Source organism: Streptomyces sp. NPDC048516 (genome assembly GCF_043199875.1).
GTDB lineage: Bacteria > Actinomycetota > Actinomycetes > Streptomycetales > Streptomycetaceae > Streptomyces.
In genome coordinates this window covers 263848-285722 of the sequence record NZ_JBICWS010000011.1, presented here as the reverse complement: position 1 = coordinate 285722, position 21875 = coordinate 263848, and the positions used below count along the sequence as shown (strand labels likewise).

19 protein-coding genes are annotated in these 21875 nt (G+C 72.0%); 16 read left to right on the top strand and 3 right to left on the bottom strand.

Annotation, left to right across the window (positions count from 1 at the left end; translation table 11 throughout):
- Positions 1-69: 69 nt before the first annotated feature.
- Positions 70-1881: a glycoside hydrolase family 15 protein gene (locus ACGFR7_RS23285; protein WP_393322409.1), complete on the bottom strand. Its 1812-nt coding sequence runs from the start codon at positions 1879-1881 to the stop codon at positions 70-72.
- A gap of 463 nt (positions 1882-2344) precedes the next feature.
- Here ACGFR7_RS23285 and ACGFR7_RS23280 point away from each other — a divergent pair, with 463 nt between their 5' ends.
- The 11 genes from ACGFR7_RS23280 (at position 2345) to ACGFR7_RS23230 (ending at position 15948) form a co-directional block, all read left to right on the top strand.
- Positions 2345-4000, top strand: coding sequence for a CTP synthase (locus ACGFR7_RS23280; RefSeq protein ID WP_393322370.1), 1656 nt, complete (start codon positions 2345-2347; stop codon positions 3998-4000).
- A gap of 96 nt (positions 4001-4096) precedes the next feature.
- Entirely contained in the window at positions 4097-4723 is a 627-nt protein-coding gene (locus ACGFR7_RS23275; protein ID WP_393322367.1) for an NUDIX domain-containing protein, read from the top strand.
- 170 nt (positions 4724-4893) lie between these two features.
- Positions 4894-7044: a tetratricopeptide repeat protein gene (locus ACGFR7_RS23270; RefSeq protein ID WP_393322365.1), complete on the top strand. Its 2151-nt coding sequence runs from the start codon at positions 4894-4896 to the stop codon at positions 7042-7044.
- A 168-nt stretch (positions 7045-7212) separates the two neighbouring features.
- Entirely contained in the window at positions 7213-8328 is a 1116-nt protein-coding gene (gene ald, locus ACGFR7_RS23265) for an alanine dehydrogenase (RefSeq protein ID WP_393322406.1), read from the top strand.
- A 488-nt stretch (positions 8329-8816) separates the two neighbouring features.
- Positions 8817-9833 (top strand): ParA family protein, encoded by a 1017-nt coding sequence (locus tag ACGFR7_RS23260; protein WP_129297091.1) that lies wholly within the window; start codon positions 8817-8819, stop codon positions 9831-9833.
- On the top strand, positions 9818-10486 hold the full coding sequence (locus tag ACGFR7_RS23255) for a hypothetical protein (protein ID WP_393322362.1): 669 nt from the start codon (positions 9818-9820) through the stop codon (positions 10484-10486). The genes ACGFR7_RS23260 and ACGFR7_RS23255 overlap by 16 nt, the downstream gene beginning before the upstream one ends.
- 312 nt (positions 10487-10798) lie before the next feature.
- Positions 10799-11980, top strand: coding sequence for a segregation/condensation protein A (locus ACGFR7_RS23250; protein ID WP_393322360.1), 1182 nt, complete (start codon positions 10799-10801; stop codon positions 11978-11980).
- Positions 11977-12693, top strand: a complete 717-nt coding sequence (scpB, locus tag ACGFR7_RS23245) for an SMC-Scp complex subunit ScpB (RefSeq protein ID WP_393322357.1) — start codon at positions 11977-11979, stop codon at positions 12691-12693. The genes ACGFR7_RS23250 and scpB overlap by 4 nt, the downstream gene beginning before the upstream one ends.
- Entirely contained in the window at positions 12693-13892 is a 1200-nt protein-coding gene (locus ACGFR7_RS23240) for a pseudouridine synthase (protein ID WP_393322354.1), read from the top strand. The genes scpB and ACGFR7_RS23240 overlap by 1 nt, the downstream gene beginning before the upstream one ends.
- Positions 13893-14069: 177 nt before the next feature.
- Positions 14070-15083 carry an ADP-ribosylglycohydrolase family protein gene (locus tag ACGFR7_RS23235; RefSeq protein WP_393322351.1) on the top strand — a complete coding sequence of 338 codons (1014 nt, stop codon included), beginning with the start codon at positions 14070-14072 and terminating at the stop codon, positions 15081-15083.
- Positions 15076-15948 carry a DNA polymerase beta superfamily protein gene (locus tag ACGFR7_RS23230; RefSeq protein ID WP_393322348.1) on the top strand — a complete coding sequence of 291 codons (873 nt, stop codon included), beginning with the start codon at positions 15076-15078 and terminating at the stop codon, positions 15946-15948. The genes ACGFR7_RS23235 and ACGFR7_RS23230 overlap by 8 nt, the downstream gene beginning before the upstream one ends.
- 44 nt (positions 15949-15992) lie before the next feature.
- Here the strand turns inward: ACGFR7_RS23230 and ACGFR7_RS23225 are convergent, their stop codons facing one another.
- A complete protein-coding gene (locus ACGFR7_RS23225; protein ID WP_311625736.1) occupies positions 15993-16688 on the bottom strand; it encodes a DNA polymerase beta superfamily protein in 696 nt (231 codons plus the stop codon).
- A gap of 265 nt (positions 16689-16953) precedes the next feature.
- On the opposite strand from ACGFR7_RS23225, the gene aroH reads away from it, so the two are divergent.
- From aroH to der, 5 genes are all read left to right on the top strand, one after another.
- Positions 16954-17316, top strand: a complete 363-nt coding sequence (aroH, locus tag ACGFR7_RS23220; protein WP_311625737.1) for a chorismate mutase — start codon at positions 16954-16956, stop codon at positions 17314-17316.
- Positions 17313-18398 (top strand): prephenate dehydrogenase, encoded by a 1086-nt coding sequence (locus tag ACGFR7_RS23215; RefSeq protein WP_393322344.1) that lies wholly within the window; start codon positions 17313-17315, stop codon positions 18396-18398. The genes aroH and ACGFR7_RS23215 overlap by 4 nt, the downstream gene beginning before the upstream one ends.
- 85 nt (positions 18399-18483) lie before the next feature.
- Complete coding sequence (gene cmk / locus ACGFR7_RS23210; protein WP_393322343.1) at positions 18484-19218, top strand: (d)CMP kinase; 735 nt, start codon at positions 18484-18486, stop codon at positions 19216-19218.
- The gene (locus ACGFR7_RS23205) at positions 19215-19871 is read left to right on the top strand and encodes a lysophospholipid acyltransferase family protein (RefSeq protein WP_393322340.1); all 657 of its coding nucleotides are present in this window, start codon (positions 19215-19217) and stop codon (positions 19869-19871) included. Before cmk ends, ACGFR7_RS23205 begins: the two co-directional genes overlap by 4 nt.
- 68 nt (positions 19872-19939) lie before the next feature.
- Positions 19940-21400: a ribosome biogenesis GTPase Der gene (der, locus tag ACGFR7_RS23200; RefSeq protein ID WP_393322338.1), complete on the top strand. Its 1461-nt coding sequence runs from the start codon at positions 19940-19942 to the stop codon at positions 21398-21400.
- Between the two features lie 25 nt (positions 21401-21425).
- On the opposite strand, the gene ACGFR7_RS23195 is transcribed toward der, so the two are convergent.
- On the bottom strand, positions 21426-21770 hold the full coding sequence (locus tag ACGFR7_RS23195; RefSeq protein WP_393322335.1) for a hypothetical protein: 345 nt from the start codon (positions 21768-21770) through the stop codon (positions 21426-21428).
- Positions 21771-21875 lie beyond the last annotated feature (105 nt).

Here is a 21875-nt window from a genome sequence, read left to right as displayed (position 1 = left end):
GCCCTTCCCCCCTTCCCACGCAAAAGGTGCCGCCCCGGTCTCCCGGGGCGGCACCGTCACAGCCGTACGTCAGCCTCCGTAGGCCCCGCTGGCCGTCAGCCGCAGTGCCGTGTCGATCAGCGGAACATGGCTGAACGCCTGCGGGAAGTTGCCCACCTGCCGCTGGGCCTTGGGGTCCCACTCCTCCGCGAGCAGACCCAGGTCGTTGCGGAGCGAGAGCAGCTTCTCGAAGAGCTTGCGGGCCTCGTCGACCCGGCCGATCATCGCCAGGTCGTCGGCGAGCCAGAACGAGCACGCCAGGAAGGCGCCCTCCTCACCCTCCAGACCGTCCACCCCGAGATCGTCCGCACCGGATGTCGGGTAGCGCAGCACGAAGCCGTCCTCGGTGGACAGCTCCCGCTGGATCGCCTCGATCGTGCCGATGACGCGCTTGTCGTCCGGCGGCAGGAACCCCATCTGCGGGATCAGCAGCAGCGAGGCGTCCAGCTCCTGCGAGCCGTAGGACTGGGTGAAGGTGTTGCGCTCCTTGTCGTAGCCGTTCTCGCAGACGTCCCGGTGGATCGTCTCGCGCAGGTCCTTCCAGCGCTCCAGCGGCCCGTCGACATCCCCGGACTCGATCAGCTTGACCGTCCGGTCGACCGCGACCCAGGTCATGACCTTGGAGTGCACGAAGTGCCGGCGCGGGCCGCGGACCTCCCAGATGCCCTCGTCCGGTTCGTCCCAGTGCTTCTCCACCCACTGGATCAGCTTGAGCTGGAGCAGCGAGGCGTAGTCGTTGCGCGCCAGGCCCGTCATGTGCGCCAGGTGCAGCGCCTCGGTGACCTCGCCGTAGACATCGAGCTGGAGCTGTCCGGCGGCGCCGTTGCCGACCCGTACGGGACGGGAGTTCTCGTAGCCCGGAAGCCAGGTGAGGTCGTTCTCGCCCAACTCCCGTTCGCCCGCGATGCCGTACATGATCTGCAGGTTCTCGGGATCGCCGGCCACCGCCCGCAGCAGCCACTCCCGCCAGGCCCGCGCCTCTTCGCGGTAGCCGGTGCGCAGCAGGGAGGACAGGGTGATCGCGGCGTCCCGCAGCCAGGTGAAGCGGTAGTCCCAGTTGCGCACGCCGCCGATGCACTCCGGCAGGGAGGTCGTCGGCGCCGCCACGATCCCGCCGGTCGGCGCGTACGTCAGCGCCTTGAGCGTGATCAGCGAACGCACCACCGCATCGCGGTAGGGGCCGTGGTACGTGCAGTGCTCGACCCACTCGCGCCAGAACTCCTCGGTCGCCTCCAGCGACGCCTCGGGCTCCGCCACGGCCGGCGGCGGCTTGTGGGAGGGCTCCCAGCTGATCGTGAACGCGATCCGCTCACCCGGCGAGACGGTGAAGTCGGAGAACGTCGTCAGGTCCTTGCCGTACGTCTCCGCCTCGGTGTCCAGCCACACCGAATCGGGGCCCGCCACCGCGACCGTACGGTCGTCGATCTTGTGCACCCAGGGCACGACCCAGCCGTAGGAGAACCGCATCCGCAGTTCGGAGCGCATCGGGACCCGGCCGCTGACGCCCTCCACGATGCGGATCAGCTGCGGTGCGCCATCGCGCGGGGGCATGAAGTCGATCACCCGGACGGTGCCGCGCGGGGTGTCCCACTCCGATTCCAGGACGAGCGAATCGCCCCGGTAGCGCCGGCGGTCGGCCGGTGCGGGCCGGCCCCCGGGGCCGTTGACCGGCCCCATCCGCCAGAATCCGTGCTCCTCCGTGCCCAGCAGCCCTGCAAAGACCGCCGGGGAGTCGAAGCGCGGCAGGCACAGCCAGTCGACCGTGCCGTCCCTGCACACTAGAGCGGCGGTCTGCATATCGCCGATAAGTGCGTAGTCCTCGATGCGCCCGGCCACGTGCATCTCCCGTCGAACTGGAGTCACGCCCCCCATGGGACGTTGTGATCTGTCCGTCCTGCCCATGAAACGTCGCCGAGCAGCGGAACCGGAAATCGGGCTGGGGCCACCGCCCAGCGGTAGCTGGGGAGGGTGGTGCCTTCCCGGACGGCTCGTTGCGAGTGTCCGAGCAGGATACGACGCACGTGGGTGATCCGCGCGACCCTCGCGACGAGTGAAGCGGTCCAAACGGGTGGCCTCCGTCACGTGACAGCGTCATCCGGAACGGCCACTTCCAGGTTCCGCTGTGCGGCCGGACACGACCATGCCCGGTCGCTGATAGCCTGGTACCCCGTGGACCGGTGGGACGCAGATAGATGTCACGGCAGAAGTCACGGCACCCCCGAACCGCAGCGACGGCACCTGAATCCCAGGCCCCACGCCGCTTCGCACCTCTCCACCTCGCGACCACGGGAGCTCCCTCTTGGCCATGCCGCCCAAATCCACGACGACCAAGCACCTCTTCGTCACCGGGGGCGTCGCCTCCTCGCTGGGCAAGGGGCTCACCGCCTCCAGCCTGGGTGCTCTCCTCAAGGCGCGGGGCCTGCGGGTCACGATGCAGAAGCTCGACCCGTACCTGAACGTCGACCCGGGAACGATGAACCCGTTCCAGCACGGTGAGGTCTTCGTCACCAACGACGGCGCCGAGACCGACCTGGACATCGGTCACTACGAGCGCTTCCTCGACGTCGACCTCGACGGCAGTGCGAACGTCACCACCGGCCAGGTCTACAACACCGTGATCGCCAAGGAGCGGCGCGGCGAGTACCTCGGTGACACCGTGCAGGTCATCCCGCACATCACCAACGAGATCAAGCACCGCATCCGGCGGATGGCGACCGAGGACGTCGACGTCGTCATCACCGAGGTCGGCGGCACCGTCGGCGACATCGAGTCGCTGCCGTTCCTGGAGACGGTCCGCCAGGTCCGCCACGAGGTCGGCCGGGACAACGTCTTCGTCGTCCACATCTCGCTGCTCCCCTACATCGGTCCCTCCGGTGAGCTGAAGACCAAGCCGACCCAGCACTCGGTCGCGGCGCTGCGCAACATCGGTATCCAGCCCGACGCGATCGTGCTGCGGGCCGACCGCGAGGTCCCCACCGCCATCAAGCGCAAGATCTCGCTGATGTGCGACGTCGACGAGGCCGCGGTCATCGCCTGCCCGGACGCGCCGTCGATCTACGACATCCCCAAGGTCGTGCACGCCGAGGGGCTGGACGCCTTCATCGTGCGCAAGCTGGACCTGCCGTTCCGTGATGTCGACTGGACCCAGTGGGCGGATCTGCTCGACCGCGTCCACAACCCCGACCACGAGGTCAAGGTCGCGCTGGTCGGCAAGTACATCGACCTGCCGGACGCCTACCTCTCGGTCACCGAGGCGCTGCGGGCCGGCGGTTTCGCGAACAAGACCCGCGTGAAGCTGAAGTGGGTCACCTCCGACGACTGCAAGACCCCGGCCGGCGCCGCCGAGCAGCTCGACGACTGCGACGCGGTCTGCATCCCCGGCGGCTTCGGCGACCGCGGTGTCGACGGCAAGGTCGGCGCGATCACCTACGCCAGGGAGCACAAGCTCCCGCTGCTCGGCCTGTGCCTGGGCCTGCAGTGCGTGGTCATCGAGGCGGCCCGCAACCTGGCCGGCATCGAGGGCGCGAACTCCACCGAGTTCGACCCGGCCGCCGCCGACCCGGTGATCTCCACGATGGCCGAGCAGATGGACATCGTCGCAGGTGAGGGCGATATGGGCGGCACGATGCGGCTGGGTATGTACCCGGCCAAGCTCGCCGAGGGCTCCATCGTCCGCGAGGTCTACGACAACCAGCCCTACGTCGAGGAGCGCCACCGCCACCGCTACGAGGTCAACAACGCCTACCGCGGTGAGCTGGAGAAGAAGGCCGGGCTGCAGTTCTCCGGCACCTCCCCGGACAACAAGCTCGTCGAGTACGTCGAGTACCCGCGCGAGGTGCACCCCTACCTCGTCGCCACCCAGGCGCACCCGGAGCTGCGCTCCCGTCCGACCCGCCCGCACCCGCTCTTCGCCGGGCTGGTGAAGGCCGCGGTCGCGCGCAAGACGGGCACCGCGAAGTAAGGGACACCGCGGCGGATACGGTTGCCGGGGTACGGCCTCTTCGAGGTCGTGCCCCGGTTTCTGCGTTGGCATCGGCAACACACAGGAGGACGCGCCATGGCGATCAAGGACACCCCGGAGGAGTGGACGGTCACCGCGACCACGACGCCGTTCACCGGTAACAAGACCAGCGTGCGCACCGACACGGTCGTGATGCCGGACGGCTCCACCGTCACCCGCGACTACCAGGTCCACCCCGGCTCCGTGGCCGTCCTCGCCCTCGACGACGAGGGCCGGGTGCTGGTGCTGCGCCAGTACCGCCACCCCGTACGCCGGCGGCTGTGGGAGATCCCCGCCGGCCTGCTCGACGTCCCCGGTGAGAACCCGCTGCACGCCGCGCAGCGCGAGCTGTACGAGGAGGCGCACGTCAAGGCCGCGGACTGGCGGGTGCTGACCGATGTCTACACCACGCCCGGCGGCTGCGACGAGGCCGTACGGATCTTCCTCGCCCGTGATCTGTCCGAGGCCGAGGGCGAGCGGTTCGAGGTCTCCGAGGAGGAGGCGGACATGGAGCTGGCACGGGTGCCGCACGACGAGCTGGTCCGCCGGGTACTCGCCGGTGATCTGCACAACAACTGCCTGGTCGTGGGGGTGCTGGCGCTGACCGCGGCCCGGGGCGGCGAGGGCCTGGACGCGCTGCGGCCGGCCGACGCCCCGTGGCCGGCCCGCCCCTTCGAGGCCTGAGCCGCCGGGCCCGCCGCCGTCCCGCCACGAGCCGGTCGGATGATCTACCGATCCGATCGGGTGACGCAACCGCCCTGCTCTGCAGGGGAGGTGACGGCCCGTGAACTACGCTCGGCAGCGTTCCGTCCCGGCGGCGGACACGTACGCGCAGGTGGACGGGAGCGTGACCGGTGACGGATCAGGCGGTGGGCGGGGAACACCTCCCGCCGGAGATGGCGGACGGGCCTGCCACGGCGGCACCCGGCCAGCGGGCACCGGGGGTCCGCAGAGACGGTGCCGCCGCCCGCCCCGCCGCCCGAGCGACCGCCACCACCGCCCCCGCCGCCGACGGCTTCGCCGGACGCCGCCGCGAGCTCAAGGCGCTGCACGCCGATATCGCCCGGGCCGGTCTGGACACCCTCTCCGGCCGCAAGGGCGCCCGCAGCCGGGTGCTGCTGATCGCGGGCCGTCCCGGCTCCGGGCGTACGGCCCTGGCCGAGGAGCTGCTGCGCGAGCTGGCGGACGACCATCCCGACGGGGTGCTGCGGGCCACGCTGACCGGACCGGGCGGCGAACCGGCCGACACCGGCCGCACCGCGCGGGAGCTGCTGGCCGCGCTCGGCCTCGATGCGGTGCCGGGCGCCGCCGAGGACGAACTGACCGAGCAGCTGCGCGACGCCCTCACCGGGCGTCGCGCGCTGCTCTTCCTGGATGACGCACCGGGCGCCGGGCAGGTCGAACCGCTGCTCCCGGACGCCCCCGACTGCCTGGTCGTGGTGGTTTCGCAGGGGCCGCTGACCGGCATTTCGGACGTCCGGCCGTGTGCCCTGGGCGGCCTGGACACCGCGGCCGGTGTCGACATGCTCAGCCGGTACGCCGGGCCGACCCGGATCACCGTCGACCCGCGCACCGCCGACAGCGTCGCCGAGGAGTGCGGCGGCCAGCCCGCCGCGCTGGTGCTGGCCGGTGCCTGGCTCGCCGCCCGCCCCATGTCCTCGGTCGCCGATCTGTACCAGGCACTGCACGCCGTCGCGCTGCCCGAGGACCTGCCCACCGGCGCCCGCCCGCTGTACCGCGCCTTCCGGCTGGTCCACGACGCCCTGCCGCCGCCCGCGGCCCGCATACTGCGGCTGATCACCCTGGCGCCGGGCGGTCTCGTGGACGCCCATACCGCCTCCGCGCTGGCCGGCTGCTCGGTGGCGGCGGCCGCCACGACGCTGGGTGACTTCGCCGCGCTGGGCCTGCTGCGGCCGGCCGGCACCGGGGACGACGGGCCCGCCGCCGGCGACGGTACGCCCGACCCGGCCCTGCGCCCGCGGTACCGCCTGCCCGGCTGCCTCGCCCCGCTGGCGCGCGACCTGCTCAGGGAACACGAGCGCCCGGCCGACATCCAGCTGGCCCGCGCCCGGATGCTGGAGCGGACCGTACGGCTGCTCCAGTCCTGCCGGGCGATGGCCGAGCCGGCCGATTCCCCCGCACGGCACAAGGTCGCCGGGCTGCCGCGCTCGCTGCGCTTCTCCTCGAAGGCGGCTGCCGCGCACTGGCTGCACACCCGCCGCGGTGCGCTGCTCGACGCCGCCGGCATCGCCGTCGCGGACGGCGAACTCGACACTCTGGACCGCCGGTTGATGGCCGCGCTGACCCGCACGCTGCTCGCGCACCAGGGCGCCGAGGCGGCCGCGCCGGACCTCTATGCGCTGCACGGACTCGTGCTCCAGGTCGCCGAGCGGCGTGAGCTGCCGCGGGAGAAGGCCGCCGCCCTGCTGAACCTCGCGGACCTGGACGGGCAGGCGGGCCGTACCGACCAGGCGCTCACCCGCTACCGGGGGGCGCTGGAGGCCGCCCGCTCGGTGCAGGACCCGGTGGCGACCGGCCGGGCGCTGGAGTCGCTGGGTGGTACGTACCTCACGCTGGGTGACTGGCAGCGGGCCGCCGACTGGTACGGCCGGGCGCTGGAGTTGCGGCTGGCCCGCGGGGAGAGCGGCGACGCGGCGCGGCTGCAGGGCCGGATCGGCGGGGCGCACACCTACGCGGGCCGGTGGGGCGAAGCGCTCAAGGCCTGGCGGGCGGCGGTCGGCACCTACCGCAGGACCGGTGACGTGGCCGGCCAGGCGCGGGCGACCGGTGAGCTGGCCCGGGTGCAGGAGTACGCGGGACGGCCCGAGGAGGCGCTGCGGACCTGTCTCGAAGCCCTCGGCATCGCCCGCAAGGCGGCCGACGGACGACTGGAGGCGGCACTGCAACTACGGATTGCGGACACCCTCGAGCGGCTCGGAGACCCGGCAGCGGCACGGCTCCATCGGGCCGTGGGGGAGCGTCTCCTCGGAGATCACTCCCAGTAGCCTGCGAAATCGGTGGTGCTTCTCGCGAGAATTAATGCTTTGCAAGGCTAGACAATGAGAGCTCCTTCAATAGACTGGCCGGGCCGCGTTCGGCGCGGTCAGTTCCGTCATGCATCGCATGAGGGGATAATTCCTCCTGCACCCTCTCTTTCAAGGACCGTGATCGACGTGAAGGTCGGCATCCCCCGCGAGGTCAAGAACAACGAGTTCCGCGTGGCTATCACGCCCGCCGGAGTGAACGAACTCGTCCGCCACGGCCACCAGGTCTTCATCGAGAAGGACGCCGGCGCCGGCTCCTCCATCACGAATGAGGAGTACGTCTCCGCCGGTGCCTCCATCCTGGACACCGCCGACGAGGTCTGGGGCACCGCTGACCTGCTGCTGAAGGTCAAGGAGCCGATCGCGGAGGAGTACCACCGCCTCCGCAAGGACCAGACGCTCTTCACCTACCTGCACCTGGCCGCCTCCCGGGAGTGCACCGACGCGCTGCTGGATTCCGGCACCACCGCGATCGCCTACGAGACCGTCGAGACGGCCGGCCGCCAGCTGCCGCTGCTCGCCCCGATGTCCGAGGTCGCGGGCCGGATCGCCCCGCAGGTCGGCGCCTACCACCTGATGCGCCAGGCCGGCGGCCGCGGCGTGCTGCCCGGCGGTGTCCCCGGTGTCCACGCGGGCAAGGCCGTCATCATCGGCGGTGGCGTCTCCGGCTGGAACGCGCTGCAGATCGCCGTGGGCCTCGGCTTCCACGTCACCCTGCTCGACAAGGACATCAACAAGCTCCGCGAGGCCGACAAGATCTTCGGCACCAAGGTGCAGACGATCGTCTCCAACGCCTACGAGCTGGAGAAGGCCGTCGTCGAGGCCGACCTCGTCGTCGGTGCCGTCCTGATCCCCGGCGCCAAGGCGCCGAAGCTGGTCACCAACGAGCTCGTCGCCAAGATGAAGCCCGGAAGTGTTCTTGTCGACATCGCGATCGACCAGGGCGGCTGCTTCGAGGACTCCCGTCCCACCACGCACGCCGAGCCGACCTTCGCGGTCCACAACTCGGTCTTCTACTGCGTGGCCAACATGCCCGGCGCGGTGCCGAACACCTCCACCCACGCCCTCACCAACGCCACGCTGCCCTACATCGTGGAGCTGGCGAACCGCGGCTGGGTCGAGGCGCTGCGCCGTGACCCGGCGCTGGCCAAGGGTCTGAACACGCACGACGGCAAGGTCGTCTACGGCCCCGTCGCCGAGGCGCACGGCCTGGAGCACGTCGAACTGCGCACCCTCCTCGGCTGAGACGTCAACGAAGCACGTCAACGCTGCATATCCGGCCGGGCCTTGTCGACAAGGCCCGGCCGGATGCATGCGCGGCGAGCGGAACGCCTGGTTCCGGAACGTCGGCCCCCAACTCGCCGCGAACGTGACCCTTTAGCCGTTTCGCGCACCCCGGAAACTTCGGTCCGACGTCCCTTGCGCCCTTGACATCGGGGGTCCGGTTACCGACACATCGTGCCGGGTCCGGTGGATTGTGTTGCTGCGGACGCCCGACACGCCATAGAGTCGCCAACCGTCGGCATGGTGCCACGCTGACCTATCGATAAAGTTTCCTGGTCACATCCAAGGAGGTAAGACGACTTGTGAATGAGTCGACATTTTCTCCCGGAGGTGGTCAACCAGGAGCGGTTGCAGGGGACCAGGGTCCCTCGGGGCGCGAGGCTGTCGGCTCCGTTGCGGTCCACACCTTCGCAGCCCATCAGAGCATTTCCACGACAGCCCACCAGAGCATGGACGGCCATCACGTGAACGCCATGGCCGGCGACCGGGGCAGTGGAGAACCCGCCCGTCTCGCCGACTACGACGACCTGCCCGAGGGGCACTTCTACGATCCGGACGCGGAGTACGAGCCCGACCCCGAATATGCCGCGACGCTCGCGCCGGACGCCGCGCGCCAGCGCCGGGAGCGCGTCGGTCCGACCGGACGCCCGCTCCCCTATTTCCCCATCCCGGGACCGCTGTCCGATCACGGCCCCGCCAAAATCATCGCCATGTGCAACCAGAAGGGCGGGGTCGGCAAGACCACCTCGACCATCAACCTGGGTGCCGCGCTTGCCGAATACGGACGACGGGTGCTGCTCGTCGACTTCGACCCGCAGGGCGCCCTGTCGGTCGGACTCGGCGTCAACCCGATGGAGCTCGATCTGACGGTCTACAACCTGCTCATGGAGCGGGGTATGGCGGCCGACGAAGTGCTCCTGAAGACCGCGGTCCCCAACATGGACCTGCTGCCCAGCAATATCGATTTGTCAGCGGCAGAGGTGCAGTTGGTCAGCGAGGTCGCGCGTGAGTCGACCCTGCAGCGCGCCCTGAAGCCGCTGCTGGCCGACTACGACTACATCGTCATCGACTGCCAGCCCTCCCTCGGTCTGCTCACCGTCAACGCGCTGACGGCGGCTCACAAGGTCATCGTGCCGCTGGAGTGCGAGTTCTTCGCGCTGCGCGGTGTCGCGCTGCTCACCGAGACGATCGAGAAGGTGCAGGAACGGCTCAACCCCGAGCTGGAGCTGGACGGCATCCTGGCGACGATGTACGACTCCCGCACGGTGCACAGCCGCGAGGTGCTGGCGCGCGTCGTCGAGGCCTTCGACGACCACGTCTACCACACCGTCATCGGCCGCACGGTCCGCTTCCCCGAGACCACCGTCGCGGGCGAGCCGATCACCACGTACGCCTCCAACTCCGTCGGCGCCGCCGCCTATCGTCAGCTCGCCAGGGAGGTGCTCGCCCGGTGTCACGCCGAGTGAGTCTGCCGGGAGCCGACGAACTGTTCCGCACCACAGGGGGAGGGGGGCTGCAGTCCTCCAGCCCCCGCCGTTCGGCGAACGGCTCCACGGCCGGCGGCGAGGCGCCCCGGGTACCCGCACCGGCCGGTGAGCCCGATGCGGCGGAGGAAGAAGGGCCGGAGACGGCCACCGCGGTACGGCAGCGACGGTCCGGGGCCGGCGGCTGGGACGCCCCGCCGGCGACGGCCGGTGACGGCGGACCGGCCACCCCCCCGCGGGTGCCCGCCGTCGGCCCCCCGGCCGAGCACGGCGGCCGGGAGGGCGACGGCGACGCAGCCAAGGGCCACCGGGCCCAGGCGGGCCAGGGCGGCCAGGCGGGTTCCGACGCGGCCGCCGCGGCGTCACAGGCCGGTGGCCAGGGCCGCCGGCGCGGCGGCTCCCGAGGCGCCAACCGCCGCCCCAGCGGCCGGGAGCGGCACGACGAGAAGATCACCGTCTATGTCTCCGCCGAGGAGCTCATGGACCTCGAACACGCCCGGCTGGTGCTGCGCGGCGAGCACGGGCTCGCCGTCGACCGCGGCCGGATCGTCCGCGAGGCGGTCGCCGTCGTCCTCGCCGACCTGGAGTCGCGCGGCGACGCCAGCATTCTGGTGCGGCGGCTGCGGGGGCGCTGACGCCCGGCCCCGGGACCTGCACGGGGCGCGGCCGGTCCGGCACCACCGGGTGCCTGCGGCGTGACCGCTCGCCTGGTGGCGGAGCTTTCCTGCGGCGGGGCTTTCCCGGTGCGGTGTTTTCCTGCGGCGGTTGCCGTGGTGCCGGAACGGTGCTGAAACGTCACGCCGGGCGTCGCGCCGCGCGGGACCGGCCGCGCCGGGGTCGGCGCTCGCGCGGGTGCCGCGGGATAGCCTGCCTCCTCGGCGGGTTGTCCCGCCCGTGACCAGCCCGTCGCCCTTGGCGCGGGACCACAGCACCATGGACCGACCGCGATGCCGACGACCAACGACGACGCCCCCGAGCCCCGCGCCCGTAGACCTCTCGGACGCGGGGCCGCCGCGGGGCCGGAGACCCCGGATGTGCCGGCGGCGCCGGACGACGGCCCCGGGACGTCTCCGGGGACGGCCGGGGTGCCGGAGCGCGCCGACGTGCCACCGGCAGCAGCTGCCCCCGCGGACGCCCCCGCCGGGGACACCTCGACGGGCATCCCTGGGGACGCCCCCGAGGGGACCCCTGGGGACGCCCCCGAGGGGACCCCTGGGGACGCCCCCGACGGGACCCCTGATGCCTCTCCCGGCGGGACTTCCCCCGGGGCCGGCGACGGCACGTTCACCCTCCGGCTGGAAAACTTCGAGGGCCCCTTCGATCTCCTTCTGCAGTTGATCTCCAAGCACAAGCTGGACGTCACCGAGGTCGCGCTGTCGAAGGTGACCGACGAATTCATGGCGCACATCCGGGCCATGGGGCCGGACTGGGACCTGGACCAGACCACGGAGTTCCTGGTCGTCGCGGCGACGCTGCTGGATCTGAAGGCGGCCCGGCTGCTGCCCGCCGCCGAAGTGGAGGACGAGGCCGATCTCGCGCTCCTGGAGGCCCGCGACCTGCTCTTCGCCCGGCTGCTGCAGTACCGCGCCTACAAACGCATCGCGGACATCTTCAGCGGCCGGCTGGCCGACGAGGCCCGGCGCTATCCCCGTACGGTCGCGCTGGAGCCGTACCTCGCCGAGCTGCTGCCCGAGGTGGTCATCAGCACCGGGGCGGAGGGATTCGCCAAGCTCGCGGTGAAGGCGATGCAGCCCAAGGCCCGGCCGCAGGTCTATGTCGACCACATCCATGCGCCGCTGGTGAGCGTGCGGGAGCAGGCCGAGGTGCTGATGGCGCGGCTGCGGGAGGCGGGTGAGGCCGGCTTCCAGGATCTGTGCGCGGACGCACCGGACACCCTCACCGTCGTGGCGCGCTTCCTGGCCCTGCTGGAGCTCTACCGGGAGCGGGTGGTGGTCCTGGAGCAGGAGGAGGCCCTGGGGGCGCTCACGGTCCGCTGGACGGGCGCGGAGGGGGCCGAGCCGGTGGTCACGGACGAGTTCGACGGGGAAGCGGGGCAGCGTGCCGCCGGGGCGGAGCAGGAAGAGCACACTGCGGAGCAGGGAGAGCACACAGCGGAGGAGCGGGTATGAGCGGCGTGGCCGGGAACGGGGCGTACGACATCACGGAGGCGTCGTCCGGTCAGGGCGAGGCCGCGGGGGAGATCGCGGGGGAGCGGCCCGGGGCACCGGCCGGGGCGCTGGGCGTTGCCGAGCTGGCGCTGAAGCCCGCACTGGAGGCGGTCCTCATGGTCGTCGACGAGCCCGCGACCGAGGAACACCTGGCCAGGGTGTTGCAGCGGCCCCGCCGGGCGGTCGCGCTGGCGCTGCGCGAGCTGTCCGAGGACTACGCCCGCCAGGGGCGCGGTTTCGACCTGCGTCTGGTGGCCGGGGGATGGCGTTTCTACTCCCGTGCCGAGTACGCGGACGCGGTGGAGAGCTTCGTCCTGGACGGGCAGCAGGCCCGGCTCACGCAGGCGGCTTTGGAGACTCTGGCCGTGGTCGCGTACCGTCAGCCGGTCAGCCGTTCCCGTGTCTCGGCCGTACGCGGCGTGAACTGTGACGGTGTGATGCGCACGCTCCTCCAGCGCGGCCTGGTGGAGGAGGCGGGGACGGAACCTGAAACAGGTGCGATCCTGTACAGGACGACGAATTACTTTCTGGAGCGGATGGGCCTGCGCGGCCTGGACGAGCTCCCTGAGCTCGCACCGTTCCTCCCGGAGGCGGAGGCGGTCGAGGGTGACTCCCCGGAAGGTATCCCGTCGTTCGACGTAGACGACAGCGGCGACTCTCAGACGGATCATTGATGCGAAGCAGCGGCAGGAACAACGACAGCGGGCGGGGCAACTACCGCGGCGCGAGTGAGGGCCCCTCCCGGCCGAAGGCCGGGGGAAAGCGGGACGAAAAGCAGCAGCGCGCCGGCCGTCCCCGTCCCGAGGAGCGCCGCTACGACGTGGGCGGCCCCGGGGACCAGGGCGGCAAGGACGGGCGCGGCGGTGCCAAGAGCGGGGGTCCCAAGAGCGCTGGTGCCAAGAGCGCTGGTGCCAAGAGCGGCGGTCCCAAGAGCGGCGGCAGCCGCGGCGCGGCGGCCCGTGGCGGCGCCAAGGGCGGCCCGCGTGCCGGCGCCGCGTCCAAGGGATCCCGCCCCGGCGCCAAGGGCGGCCCGCAGCGCGGCCGGGGCCAGGCGCCCGCACGGCCCCGTGAGTACGACGCCCAGGTGGAGGAGCGCAACCGCGCCCGCCACGACAAGCCGCAGGTCAAGACGCCCAAGACGTTCGGCGACCAGGAGGGCGAGCGCCTGCAGAAGGTGCTGGCCAGGGCCGGTATGGGCTCGCGGCGGGCCTGCGAGGAACTGATCGACCAGGCGCGCGTCGAGGTCAACGGCCAGATCGTCATGGAGCAGGGTGTCCGGGTCGACCCGGAGAAGGACGAGATCAAGGTCGACGGCCTGACGGTCGCCACCCAGTCGTACCTCTTCTTCGCGCTGAACAAGCCGGCCGGTGTGGTCTCCACCATGGAGGACCCGGACGGCCGCCAGTGCCTGGGCGACTACGTCACCAACCGTGAGACGCGGCTGTTCCACGTCGGCCGGCTGGACACCGAGACCGAGGGCATCATCCTGCTCACCAACCACGGCGAGCTGGCCCACCGCCTGACGCACCCGCGCTACGGCGTCAAGAAGACCTACCTGGCCGCGATCCAGGGCCCCCTCCCGCGCGACCTGGGCAAGCAGCTCAAGGACGGCATCCAGCTGGAGGACGGCTACGCCCGCGCCGACCACTTCCGGGTCGTCGAGAACACCGGCAAGAACTACCTCGTCGAGGTCACGCTCCACGAGGGCCGCAAGCACATCGTGCGCCGGATGCTGTCGGAGGCCGGCTTCCCGGTCGACAAGCTCGTGCGTACGAGCTTCGGCCCGATCGCCCTGGGCGACCAGAAGTCGGGCTGGCTGCGCCGGATGACCAACACCGAGGTCGGCATGCTGATGCGCGAGGTCGAGCTCTAGTTGCCCTACCCAGGGGGAGGCCCCTGGGACCGCAGGGCTCGGGCAGACCGTACGGCCGACCGCAGGGACCTCCCGGAGGGACCTCCGGCGGGCCGCACGGCGGATCGGCGGATGGGGCCTTGCGACGGCGCCACGCCACCCCTTAGTGTCACCATGACATTAAGGGGTGGTTTGTTGATGGTGTCCACGGGGTCCGCCGCTACCGGCTCGCTGATCGGGCTCGCTCTCGGTGACGCGCTCGGCTTTCCCACCGAGTTCAACGATGTGCCGTCGATCCTGGCCAAGTGCGGCCCGTGGCGGCAGATGGCGCTGCCCGATCCCGCCTTCGTCACCGACGACACCCAGATGACGCTGGCGCTGGGCCGCGGGCTGCGCACCGCGATGGGACGCGGCGCCCTCACCCCGGCCGGCCTCCTGGGTCCCGTGCGTGAGGAGTACGTCGCCTGGTGGCGCTCGCCCGACAACAACCGGGCACCGGGCGGGACGTGCCTGAGGGCCTGTGAACTGCTCAGTGACCGGGACCTGCCCTGGGCCCGGGCCGCCCAGATGGGGTCGAAGGGCTGCGGCGCCAATATGCGGGTCGCGCCGATCGGGCTGGCACCGGGGCTGAGCCCCCAGCAGCGCTCCGGCGCCGCGCAGTTGCAGGCCGCGCTGACCCACGGCCACCCGACCGCGCTGGCCGCCGGCGATCTGACCGCCTACGCCGTACGCGCCCTCGCCGACGGCACGCCGCCCGCCGAGCTGCCCGGCCGGCTCAGGGTGTACGCCCAGAACCACCGCACCGTCTACCGGGAGGACTGGCTCGGCGACCTGTGGCGGCGGAGCCAGCACCGCTCCGCGGCGGCCTTCATCGCGCGCGGCTGGGACGAATGCCTCGGTGTCCTGGACCGGCTGGACGCGGCGCTCGGTGACCCGGACCCGGAGGGCGATCCCTGTCTGGCCACCGGCGACGGCTGGATCGCCGAACAGGCGCTGGCCACCGGCCTGCTGTGCTTCCTGCTCTTCCCCGGCGAACCGCTCACCGCGCTGCGCCGGGCCGCCTGCACCTCCGGCGACTCCGACTCGATCGCCTGTCTCACCGGCGCCTTCGCGGGTGCCTACCTGGGTGCCGGCGCCTGGCCCGGGGAGTGGGCCTCCCGTATCGAGTACCGCGAGGAGCTGCTGGCACTGGGGGAGGCCTGGGATGCCTGAGAATCCGGCGGCGACCGGAACGGCCACCGAAGCGGCCACCGAAGCGGCCACCGAAGCGGGTCCCGGAACGGCCGCCCGGCGGTCGGCCGTCCTCCGCGCGGCCGGGCTGCCCGCCGTCGACCTGGACGCCGTGGTGGCGGAGCAGGACGATCCGCTGGTCTTCGCGACGGTCTCCGGCGCGCACCTGTACGGCTTCCCGTCCCGGGACTCCGATGTCGACCTGCGCGGTGCCCACCTCCTGCCGGCCGCCGCCCTCCTCGGCCTGCACGAGCCCGAGGAGTCGCAAACCCGGATGTGGGAGCAGGACGGCACCGAGCTGGACCTGGTCTCGCACGACCTGCGCAAGTTCGCCCGGCTTCTGCTGCGCCGCAACGGCTACGTACTGGAGCAGCTGGTCTCGCCCCTGGTCGTGCACACCACTCCCGTGCACGACGAACTGCTCGCGCTGGTGCCGGACCTGCTCACCTCCCACCACGCCCACCACTACCGGGGCTTCGCCAGGACCCAGTGGCGGCTGTTCGAGAAGACCGGCGAGCTCAAGCCGCTGCTGTACACGCTGCGGGTGCTGCTCACCGGCATCCATCTCATGGGCAGCGGCCAGGTGCAGCCCCATCTGCCCACGCTGGTGGGTGAGTTGGCCGTGCCCTCCTACGTACCGGAGCTGATCGCGGCCAAGGAGGAGGCCGAACACGGCGCGGCAGGTGAGGTGGTCGGCCCGGAGCGGCTGCGCGGGGACGTCGACGCGCTGCACGCCAGGCTCGACGCCGCGCAGGACGCGACGGCCCTGCCGGACGCTCCCGGTGCCCGCGAGGCACTGCACGACCTCATCGTCCGGGCCAGAACGGACCGTCCGGACCGGAGCTGACCGTCCGGACCGGAGCTGACCGTCCGGACCGGGACGGCCGGGCCTCAGCCGAGCGCTGAGGCCCGCCGGGCCCGGAACAGGAAGTCGGCCACCCGGCCCCGGTCCGGCTCGGCCGGCAGCGGCGAGCCGGACACCGCGGCCTCCGCCTCCTCGGCCAGCCGCGCCATCCGGCGCTCCACGGTGTCCCAAGCCACCTCACCGCGCCGGACCGCCAGCAGCTCTTCCCGGTCCTGCCCGACGTCCAGCGTGAGCCGGCCGGTACGGAGCAGATCGCGGGACGAGGCCAGCAGCCGCAGCAGATGCATGGCGTGCTTCCAGCGGGGCGCGCCGTGCTGGCGTACATCGGCCCGCAGCTGCTTGAGCTGACCGCCGGCGTAGCCCGTGAACGTGCGGTGGGCCTGCCGGGACAGGAAGGCGTCGCGCAGCGCGAGCAGTTCCCGCCCGGTGGCGTCGACCCGCTCGACCAGAGGGGAGTGCAGACACTCCAGGATGGTGGGGTTGGCGCGCAGGGCCAGATGGCAGAACCGCTCCAGCTCCCAGGAGAACTCCTCCTCGCGCGGTCCCTCCACATGGGTCGGCGGCTTCTCGAAGCCCCAGAAGAGCGGGGTGGGCGCGAGATACACCCCGCGCCGGTCGGTGTCACTGGTCTCCGTGGCCAGACCGAAGGCGCGCGAGCCCATCACACATGCGTAGACGGTGTGCTCGGCGACCAGGGTGTGACCTTCGGCGGCTTCGGACATGGCGGCGATTGTCGCTGGTGGGATGGTGAATGTCACCAGGTTTTGAAAGCGGAATATTGAACTCCGGTGGCCTGTTCACTGTCGGTGGGCGGCCGGTCGCGACGCGCAGGGGCCACCGCCCGTGCGCCCTTAGCCCTCGCGCCGGCCGCCGTCGCGTACGGTCCGCGGGCCGGGCACCGCGCACGGATTGCCGGTGCGGCTGGTTACGCTGATCAGTGCGCGCACAGGTGCGTGACGCGGCACCGGACGCAAGGGGAGCAGTGACGTGGCGGTACGAGCGGTCCGCGGGGCCGTCCAGCTGGAGCGGGACGACGCGGAGCATATGCAGCAGCAGGTCGGCGAACTGCTCACCGCTGTCCTCGAACGCAACGGCCTGCGCGCGGACGACCTGATCAGTGTGTGGTTCACCGCCACCCCCGATCTGCACAGCGACTTCCCGGCCGCCGCCGCGCGCGCCCTGGGCATCACGGACGTCCCGCTGATCTGCGCCCAGGAGCTGGACATCACCGGCGCCATGGAGCGCGTGGTGCGGGTGCTCGCCCACGTGGAGACCGATCTGTCCAAGGCCGGGATCGCCCATGTCTACCTCGGCGCGGCCGGGGCGCTGCGAAAGGACATCGCGCAGTGAGGAGCGCACTCGTCATCGGAACGGGCCTGATCGGCACCTCCGCCGCACTGGCGCTGAGCGCCCGCGGCGTCCAGGTCTTCCTGGAGGACCACGACCAGGCCCAGGCCCTGACGGCCGCCGCGCTCGGCGCGGGCTCCGCCGAGGCGCCCCCGGGCCCGGTCGATCTGGCCATCGTGGCCGTGCCGCCGGCCCGTGTCGCGGCGGCGCTGGCCGATGCCATACGGCGCGGGGTGGCCCGCGCCTACCTCGACGTCGCCAGCGTCAAGGGCGGCCCGCGCCGCGAGCTGGAGGCGATGGGCTGCGAGCTGTCCGGCTACCTCGGCACCCACCCGATGGCCGGCAAGGAGCGCTCCGGCCCGCTGGCCGCCACCGCCGACCTCTTCGAGGGCCGGCCCTGGGTGCTCACGCCGACCCGCGACGGCGACACCGAGGTGCTCAATCTCGCACTGGAGCTGGTCGCCCTGTGCCGGGCCGTCCCGGTGGTGATGGACGCGGACGCGCACGACCGCGCCGTCGCCCTGGTCTCGCACACCCCGCAACTGGTCTCCAGCCTGGTGGCCGCCCGGCTCAAGGGCGCCGACGAGACCGCCGTACGGCTCTGCGGCCAGGGCATCCGCGATGTGACGCGGATCGCGGCCTCCGATCCGGCGATGTGGATCGACATCCTCTCCGCCAATCCGGGCCCGGTCGCCGATGTGCTGGGCGAGATCGCCGCCGACCTGGACGAGACCGTACGGTCCCTGCGCGCCCTGGAGTCCGCCGACGACGCGAAGCGCGGCGGTGGCGCCGGAGGCATCGCGGACGTGCTCCGCCGCGGCAATGCCGGGCGGGAGCGGGTGCCCGGCAAGCACGGCGCCGCCCCGGCCACCTATGAGATCGTCGCCGTGCACATCGGCGACCAGCCGGGCGAGCTGGCCCGGATCTTCGCCGACGCCGGCCGGGCCGGGGTCAATATCGAGGACGTCCGCATCGAGCACGCCACCGGCCAGCAGGCCGGCTTCATCCAGCTCATGGTCGAGCCGCAGGCCGTTCCGGGGCTGACCGCGGAGCTGCGCGAGCGGGGCTGGTCGATCCGGCAATGACACCGTGGACGGCGCCGTGCGGGTGAGCCAGTAACCTTGTCCGAGGCCATTGTGGCCTTGGACCCCCGCCCCGTGTACAAGAAAGGTGTTCGTCACCGTGGAAACCGCCGCCCGGACCGCCCCGGCAGCAGTGATTGTCGCCATCGACGGCCCCGCAGGCACGGGCAAGTCCAGCACGTCCAAGGCCGTCGCCGCCAAGCTGGGCCTCGGCTACCTCGACACCGGCGCCCAGTACCGCGCGATCACGTGGTGGATGCTGAACAACGGCATCGACGTCGATGACGCGACCGCCGTGGCCGACGCCGCCGCCAAGCCCGTGATCGTCTCCGGCACCGACCCGGCCGCCCCGACCATCGCGGTCGACGGCCTGGACGCCGCGGGCCCGATCCGCACCCAGGAGGTCACCGCCGCGGTCAGCGCCGTGAGCGCCGTGCCCGAGGTGCGGACCCTGATCACCGATCTGCAGCGCAGCATCGCCGCCGAGGCGCCGAACGGCATCGTCGTCGAGGGCCGGGACATCGGCATCACCGTCCTGCCCGACGCCGACCTCAAGGTCTTCCTCACCGCCTCCCCCGAGGCGCGGGCCGCCCGCCGCAGCGGCGAGCTCAAGGGCAAGGAGGCCGGCGACCTGGCCGCCACCCGCGAGGCGCTGATCAAGCGGGACGCCGCCGACTCCGGCCGCAAGACCTCCCCGCTGGCCAAGGCGGACGACGCCGTCGAGGTCGACACCACCGAGCTGACGCTGGAGCAGGTCATCGAGTGCGTGGTCACCCTCATCGAGGGCGCCGGCGCCGAGAAGGCAGGGCGGGTCGCCCGGTGACCGAAAGCGGCGGGGCCCCGAGCGAGGCGGGCGCCGCGGTCGGCCGCCGGATCGGCATCGGCCTGATGTACGGGCTGTGGCGGCCGCGGGTACTGGGCGCCTGGCGGGTGCCCTCGGCCGGCCCGGTGATCCTTGCGGTCAACCACTCACACGGCATCGACGGCCCGATGCTGATGGGCACCGCGCCGCGTCCGGTGCACTTCCTGATCAAGAAGGAAGCCTTCGTCGGCCCGCTGGACCCCTTCCTGCGGGGCATCGGGCAGCTGAAGGTGGACCGCGACACCACCGACCGCAAGGCGATCACCGACGCCCTCGGGGTACTGGACCGGGGCGGAGTGCTGGGGATCTTCCCGGAAGGCACCCGGGGCGAGGGCGACTTCGCCTCCCTGCGGGCGGGCCTGGCGTACTTCGCGGTGCGCTCCGGCGCCCCGGTGGTGCCGGTGGCGGTGCTCGGCAGCACGGAGCGGCACAGCCGGCTGACGCCGGCCGTGCCGCCGCTGCGCTCCCGCGTCGATGTCGTCTTCGGGGACGCCTTCGAGGCGGGCGACGGGAGCGGGCGGCGCACCCGTAAGGCGCTCGACGAGGCGACCGTACGGATCCAGGAGCGGCTGACCGCCCACCTGGCACAGGCCAGGCGCCTGACCGGGCGCTGAACAGACTTGAGTAGTGGGCCGCGGACGAGCGGCCCACCGATCACGATGATGAACGAGGAACGGACTTCATGAACGACCAGATCCCCGCCGGCGACGAGCACGGTGCGCTGGGCGACGCCGAGTACGCGGAGTTCATGGAGCTCGCCGCGGAGGAGGGCTTCGACCTCGAGGAGGTCGGGGGCGACATCGCCGCGGCCGGCCACGGCCCGCTGCCCGTCCTCGCCGTCATCGGCCGCCCCAATGTCGGCAAGTCGACCCTGGTGAACCGCATCATCGGCCGCCGGGAAGCGGTCGTCGAGGACAAGCCGGGCGTCACCCGCGACCGCGTCACCTACGAGGCCGACTGGAACGGCCGCCGCTTCAAGGTCGTCGACACCGGCGGCTGGGAGCAGGACGTCCTCGGCATCGACGCCTCCGTGGCGATGCAGGCCGAGTTCGCCATCGAGGCCGCCGACGCGGTGGTCTTCGTCGTCGACGCCAAGGTCGGCGCGACCGACACCGACGAGGCCGTCGTCAAGCTGCTGCGCCGGGCCGGCAAGCCCGTCGTCCTGGTCGCCAACAAGGTCGACGGCCCGTCGGGCGAGGCCGACGCCGCCATGCTGTGGTCGCTGGGCCTGGGCGAGCCCTACCCGGTCTCCGCGCTGCACGGCCGCGGCACCGGCGACATGCTCGACGCCGCGCTGGACGCCCTGCCCGAGGCCCCCTCGCAGACCTTCGGCGCCGCCCTCGGCGGCCCCCGCCGCATCGCGCTGATCGGCCGGCCGAACGTCGGCAAGTCGTCGCTGCTGAACAAGGTCGCCGGCGAGGAGCGGGTGGTCGTCAACGAGCAGGCCGGCACCACCCGCGACCCGGTCGACGAGATGATCGAACTGGGTGGCAAGACCTGGAAGTTCGTGGACACCGCCGGTATCCGGCGCCGGGTGCACCTCCAGGAAGGCGCCGACTACTACGCCTCGCTGCGCACCGCGGCGGCCGTCGAGAAGGCCGAGGTCGCGGTCGTCCTGATCGACGCGTCCGAATCCATCAGCGTCCAGGACCAGCGCATCGTCACGATGGCCGTGGAGGCCGGACGCGCCCTGGTCATCGCCTACAACAAGTGGGACACCCTCGACGAGGAGCGCCGCTTCTACCTGGAGCGGGAGATCGAGCGGGACCTCGTGCAGATCCCCTGGGCGATGCGGGTGAACGTCTCCGCGCGCACCGGCCGGCACATGGAGAAGCTGGTCCCGGCGATCGAGACCGCGCTGGACGGCTGGGAGACCCGCATCCCCACCGGGCGGCTGAACGCCTTCCTCGGTGAGATCGTCGCCTCCCACCCGCACCCGATCCGGGGCGGTAAGCAGCCCCGCATCCTCTTCGGTACCCAGGCGGGCACCAAGCCGCCGCGCTTTGTCCTGTTCGCCTCCGGCTTCCTGGAGGCCGGCTACCGCCGCTTCGTCGAACGGCGACTGCGTGAGGAGTTCGGCTTCGACGGCACGCCGATCCACATCTCCGTGCGGGTGCGCGAGAAGCGCAGCAGGAAGAAGTAGCGGCGGCCCGGGCCGCGCGGAGGGCTCAGTGTCCGTGCGGCCGGGCGTCCCGCTGCGCCGGTGGCAGCGCCGCCGGGACATGGCCCCGCGGGTGGTACGGCTGCCGGCTCACGACCTCCCAGTGGCCCGCGGACGCCGCCGTACGGCTCCAGTTCACGGCACCGCGCAGCGACTCCGGGAGCTCCGGCTCGTCCGTACGGTCCCCGGGCAGGGCCCGGAAGGCGCGGCGGTACTCGGCGTACAGCGCGTCATAGATCGGCGTGGCCGAACCGTGGTCCGTGGTGTGCGTCGTCCGGTGTTCGTAGGACGGACGCATGCCGGGGATCGGGTGGGTGTACGGGGCGCGGGAGGAGGGGTCGTATGCGTGCACGTCTGTGCCAACGACCTCGACGGCCGCGGGATGCGGCTTTCGTGCGGAAATGGCTGATCGCGAGGGCGTGACCGTCCGGAATGGCGGTCGCGCCCCCGCGATCGG

Excerpts from the sequence above, each read along its gene's own strand:
- ACGFR7_RS23285 (WP_393322409.1), bottom strand. The coding sequence starts at position 1,881 with ATGCACGTGGCCGGGCGCATCGAGGACTACGCACTTATCGGCGATATG.
- ACGFR7_RS23280 (WP_393322370.1), top strand. The coding sequence starts at position 2,345 with ATGCCGCCCAAATCCACGACGACCAAGCACCTCTTCGTCACCGGGGGC.
- ACGFR7_RS23275 (WP_393322367.1), top strand. The coding sequence starts at position 4,097 with ATGGCGATCAAGGACACCCCGGAGGAGTGGACGGTCACCGCGACCACG.
- ACGFR7_RS23260 (WP_129297091.1), top strand. The coding sequence starts at position 8,817 with ATGGACGGCCATCACGTGAACGCCATGGCCGGCGACCGGGGCAGTGGA.
- ACGFR7_RS23250 (WP_393322360.1), top strand. The coding sequence starts at position 10,799 with ATGCCGACGACCAACGACGACGCCCCCGAGCCCCGCGCCCGTAGACCT.
- scpB (WP_393322357.1), top strand. The coding sequence starts at position 11,977 with ATGAGCGGCGTGGCCGGGAACGGGGCGTACGACATCACGGAGGCGTCG.
- ACGFR7_RS23240 (WP_393322354.1), top strand. The coding sequence starts at position 12,693 with ATGCGAAGCAGCGGCAGGAACAACGACAGCGGGCGGGGCAACTACCGC.
- ACGFR7_RS23235 (WP_393322351.1), top strand. The coding sequence starts at position 14,070 with ATGGTGTCCACGGGGTCCGCCGCTACCGGCTCGCTGATCGGGCTCGCT.
- ACGFR7_RS23230 (WP_393322348.1), top strand. The coding sequence starts at position 15,076 with ATGCCTGAGAATCCGGCGGCGACCGGAACGGCCACCGAAGCGGCCACC.
- ACGFR7_RS23225 (WP_311625736.1), bottom strand. The coding sequence starts at position 16,688 with ATGTCCGAAGCCGCCGAAGGTCACACCCTGGTCGCCGAGCACACCGTC.
- der (WP_393322338.1), top strand. The coding sequence starts at position 19,940 with ATGAACGACCAGATCCCCGCCGGCGACGAGCACGGTGCGCTGGGCGAC.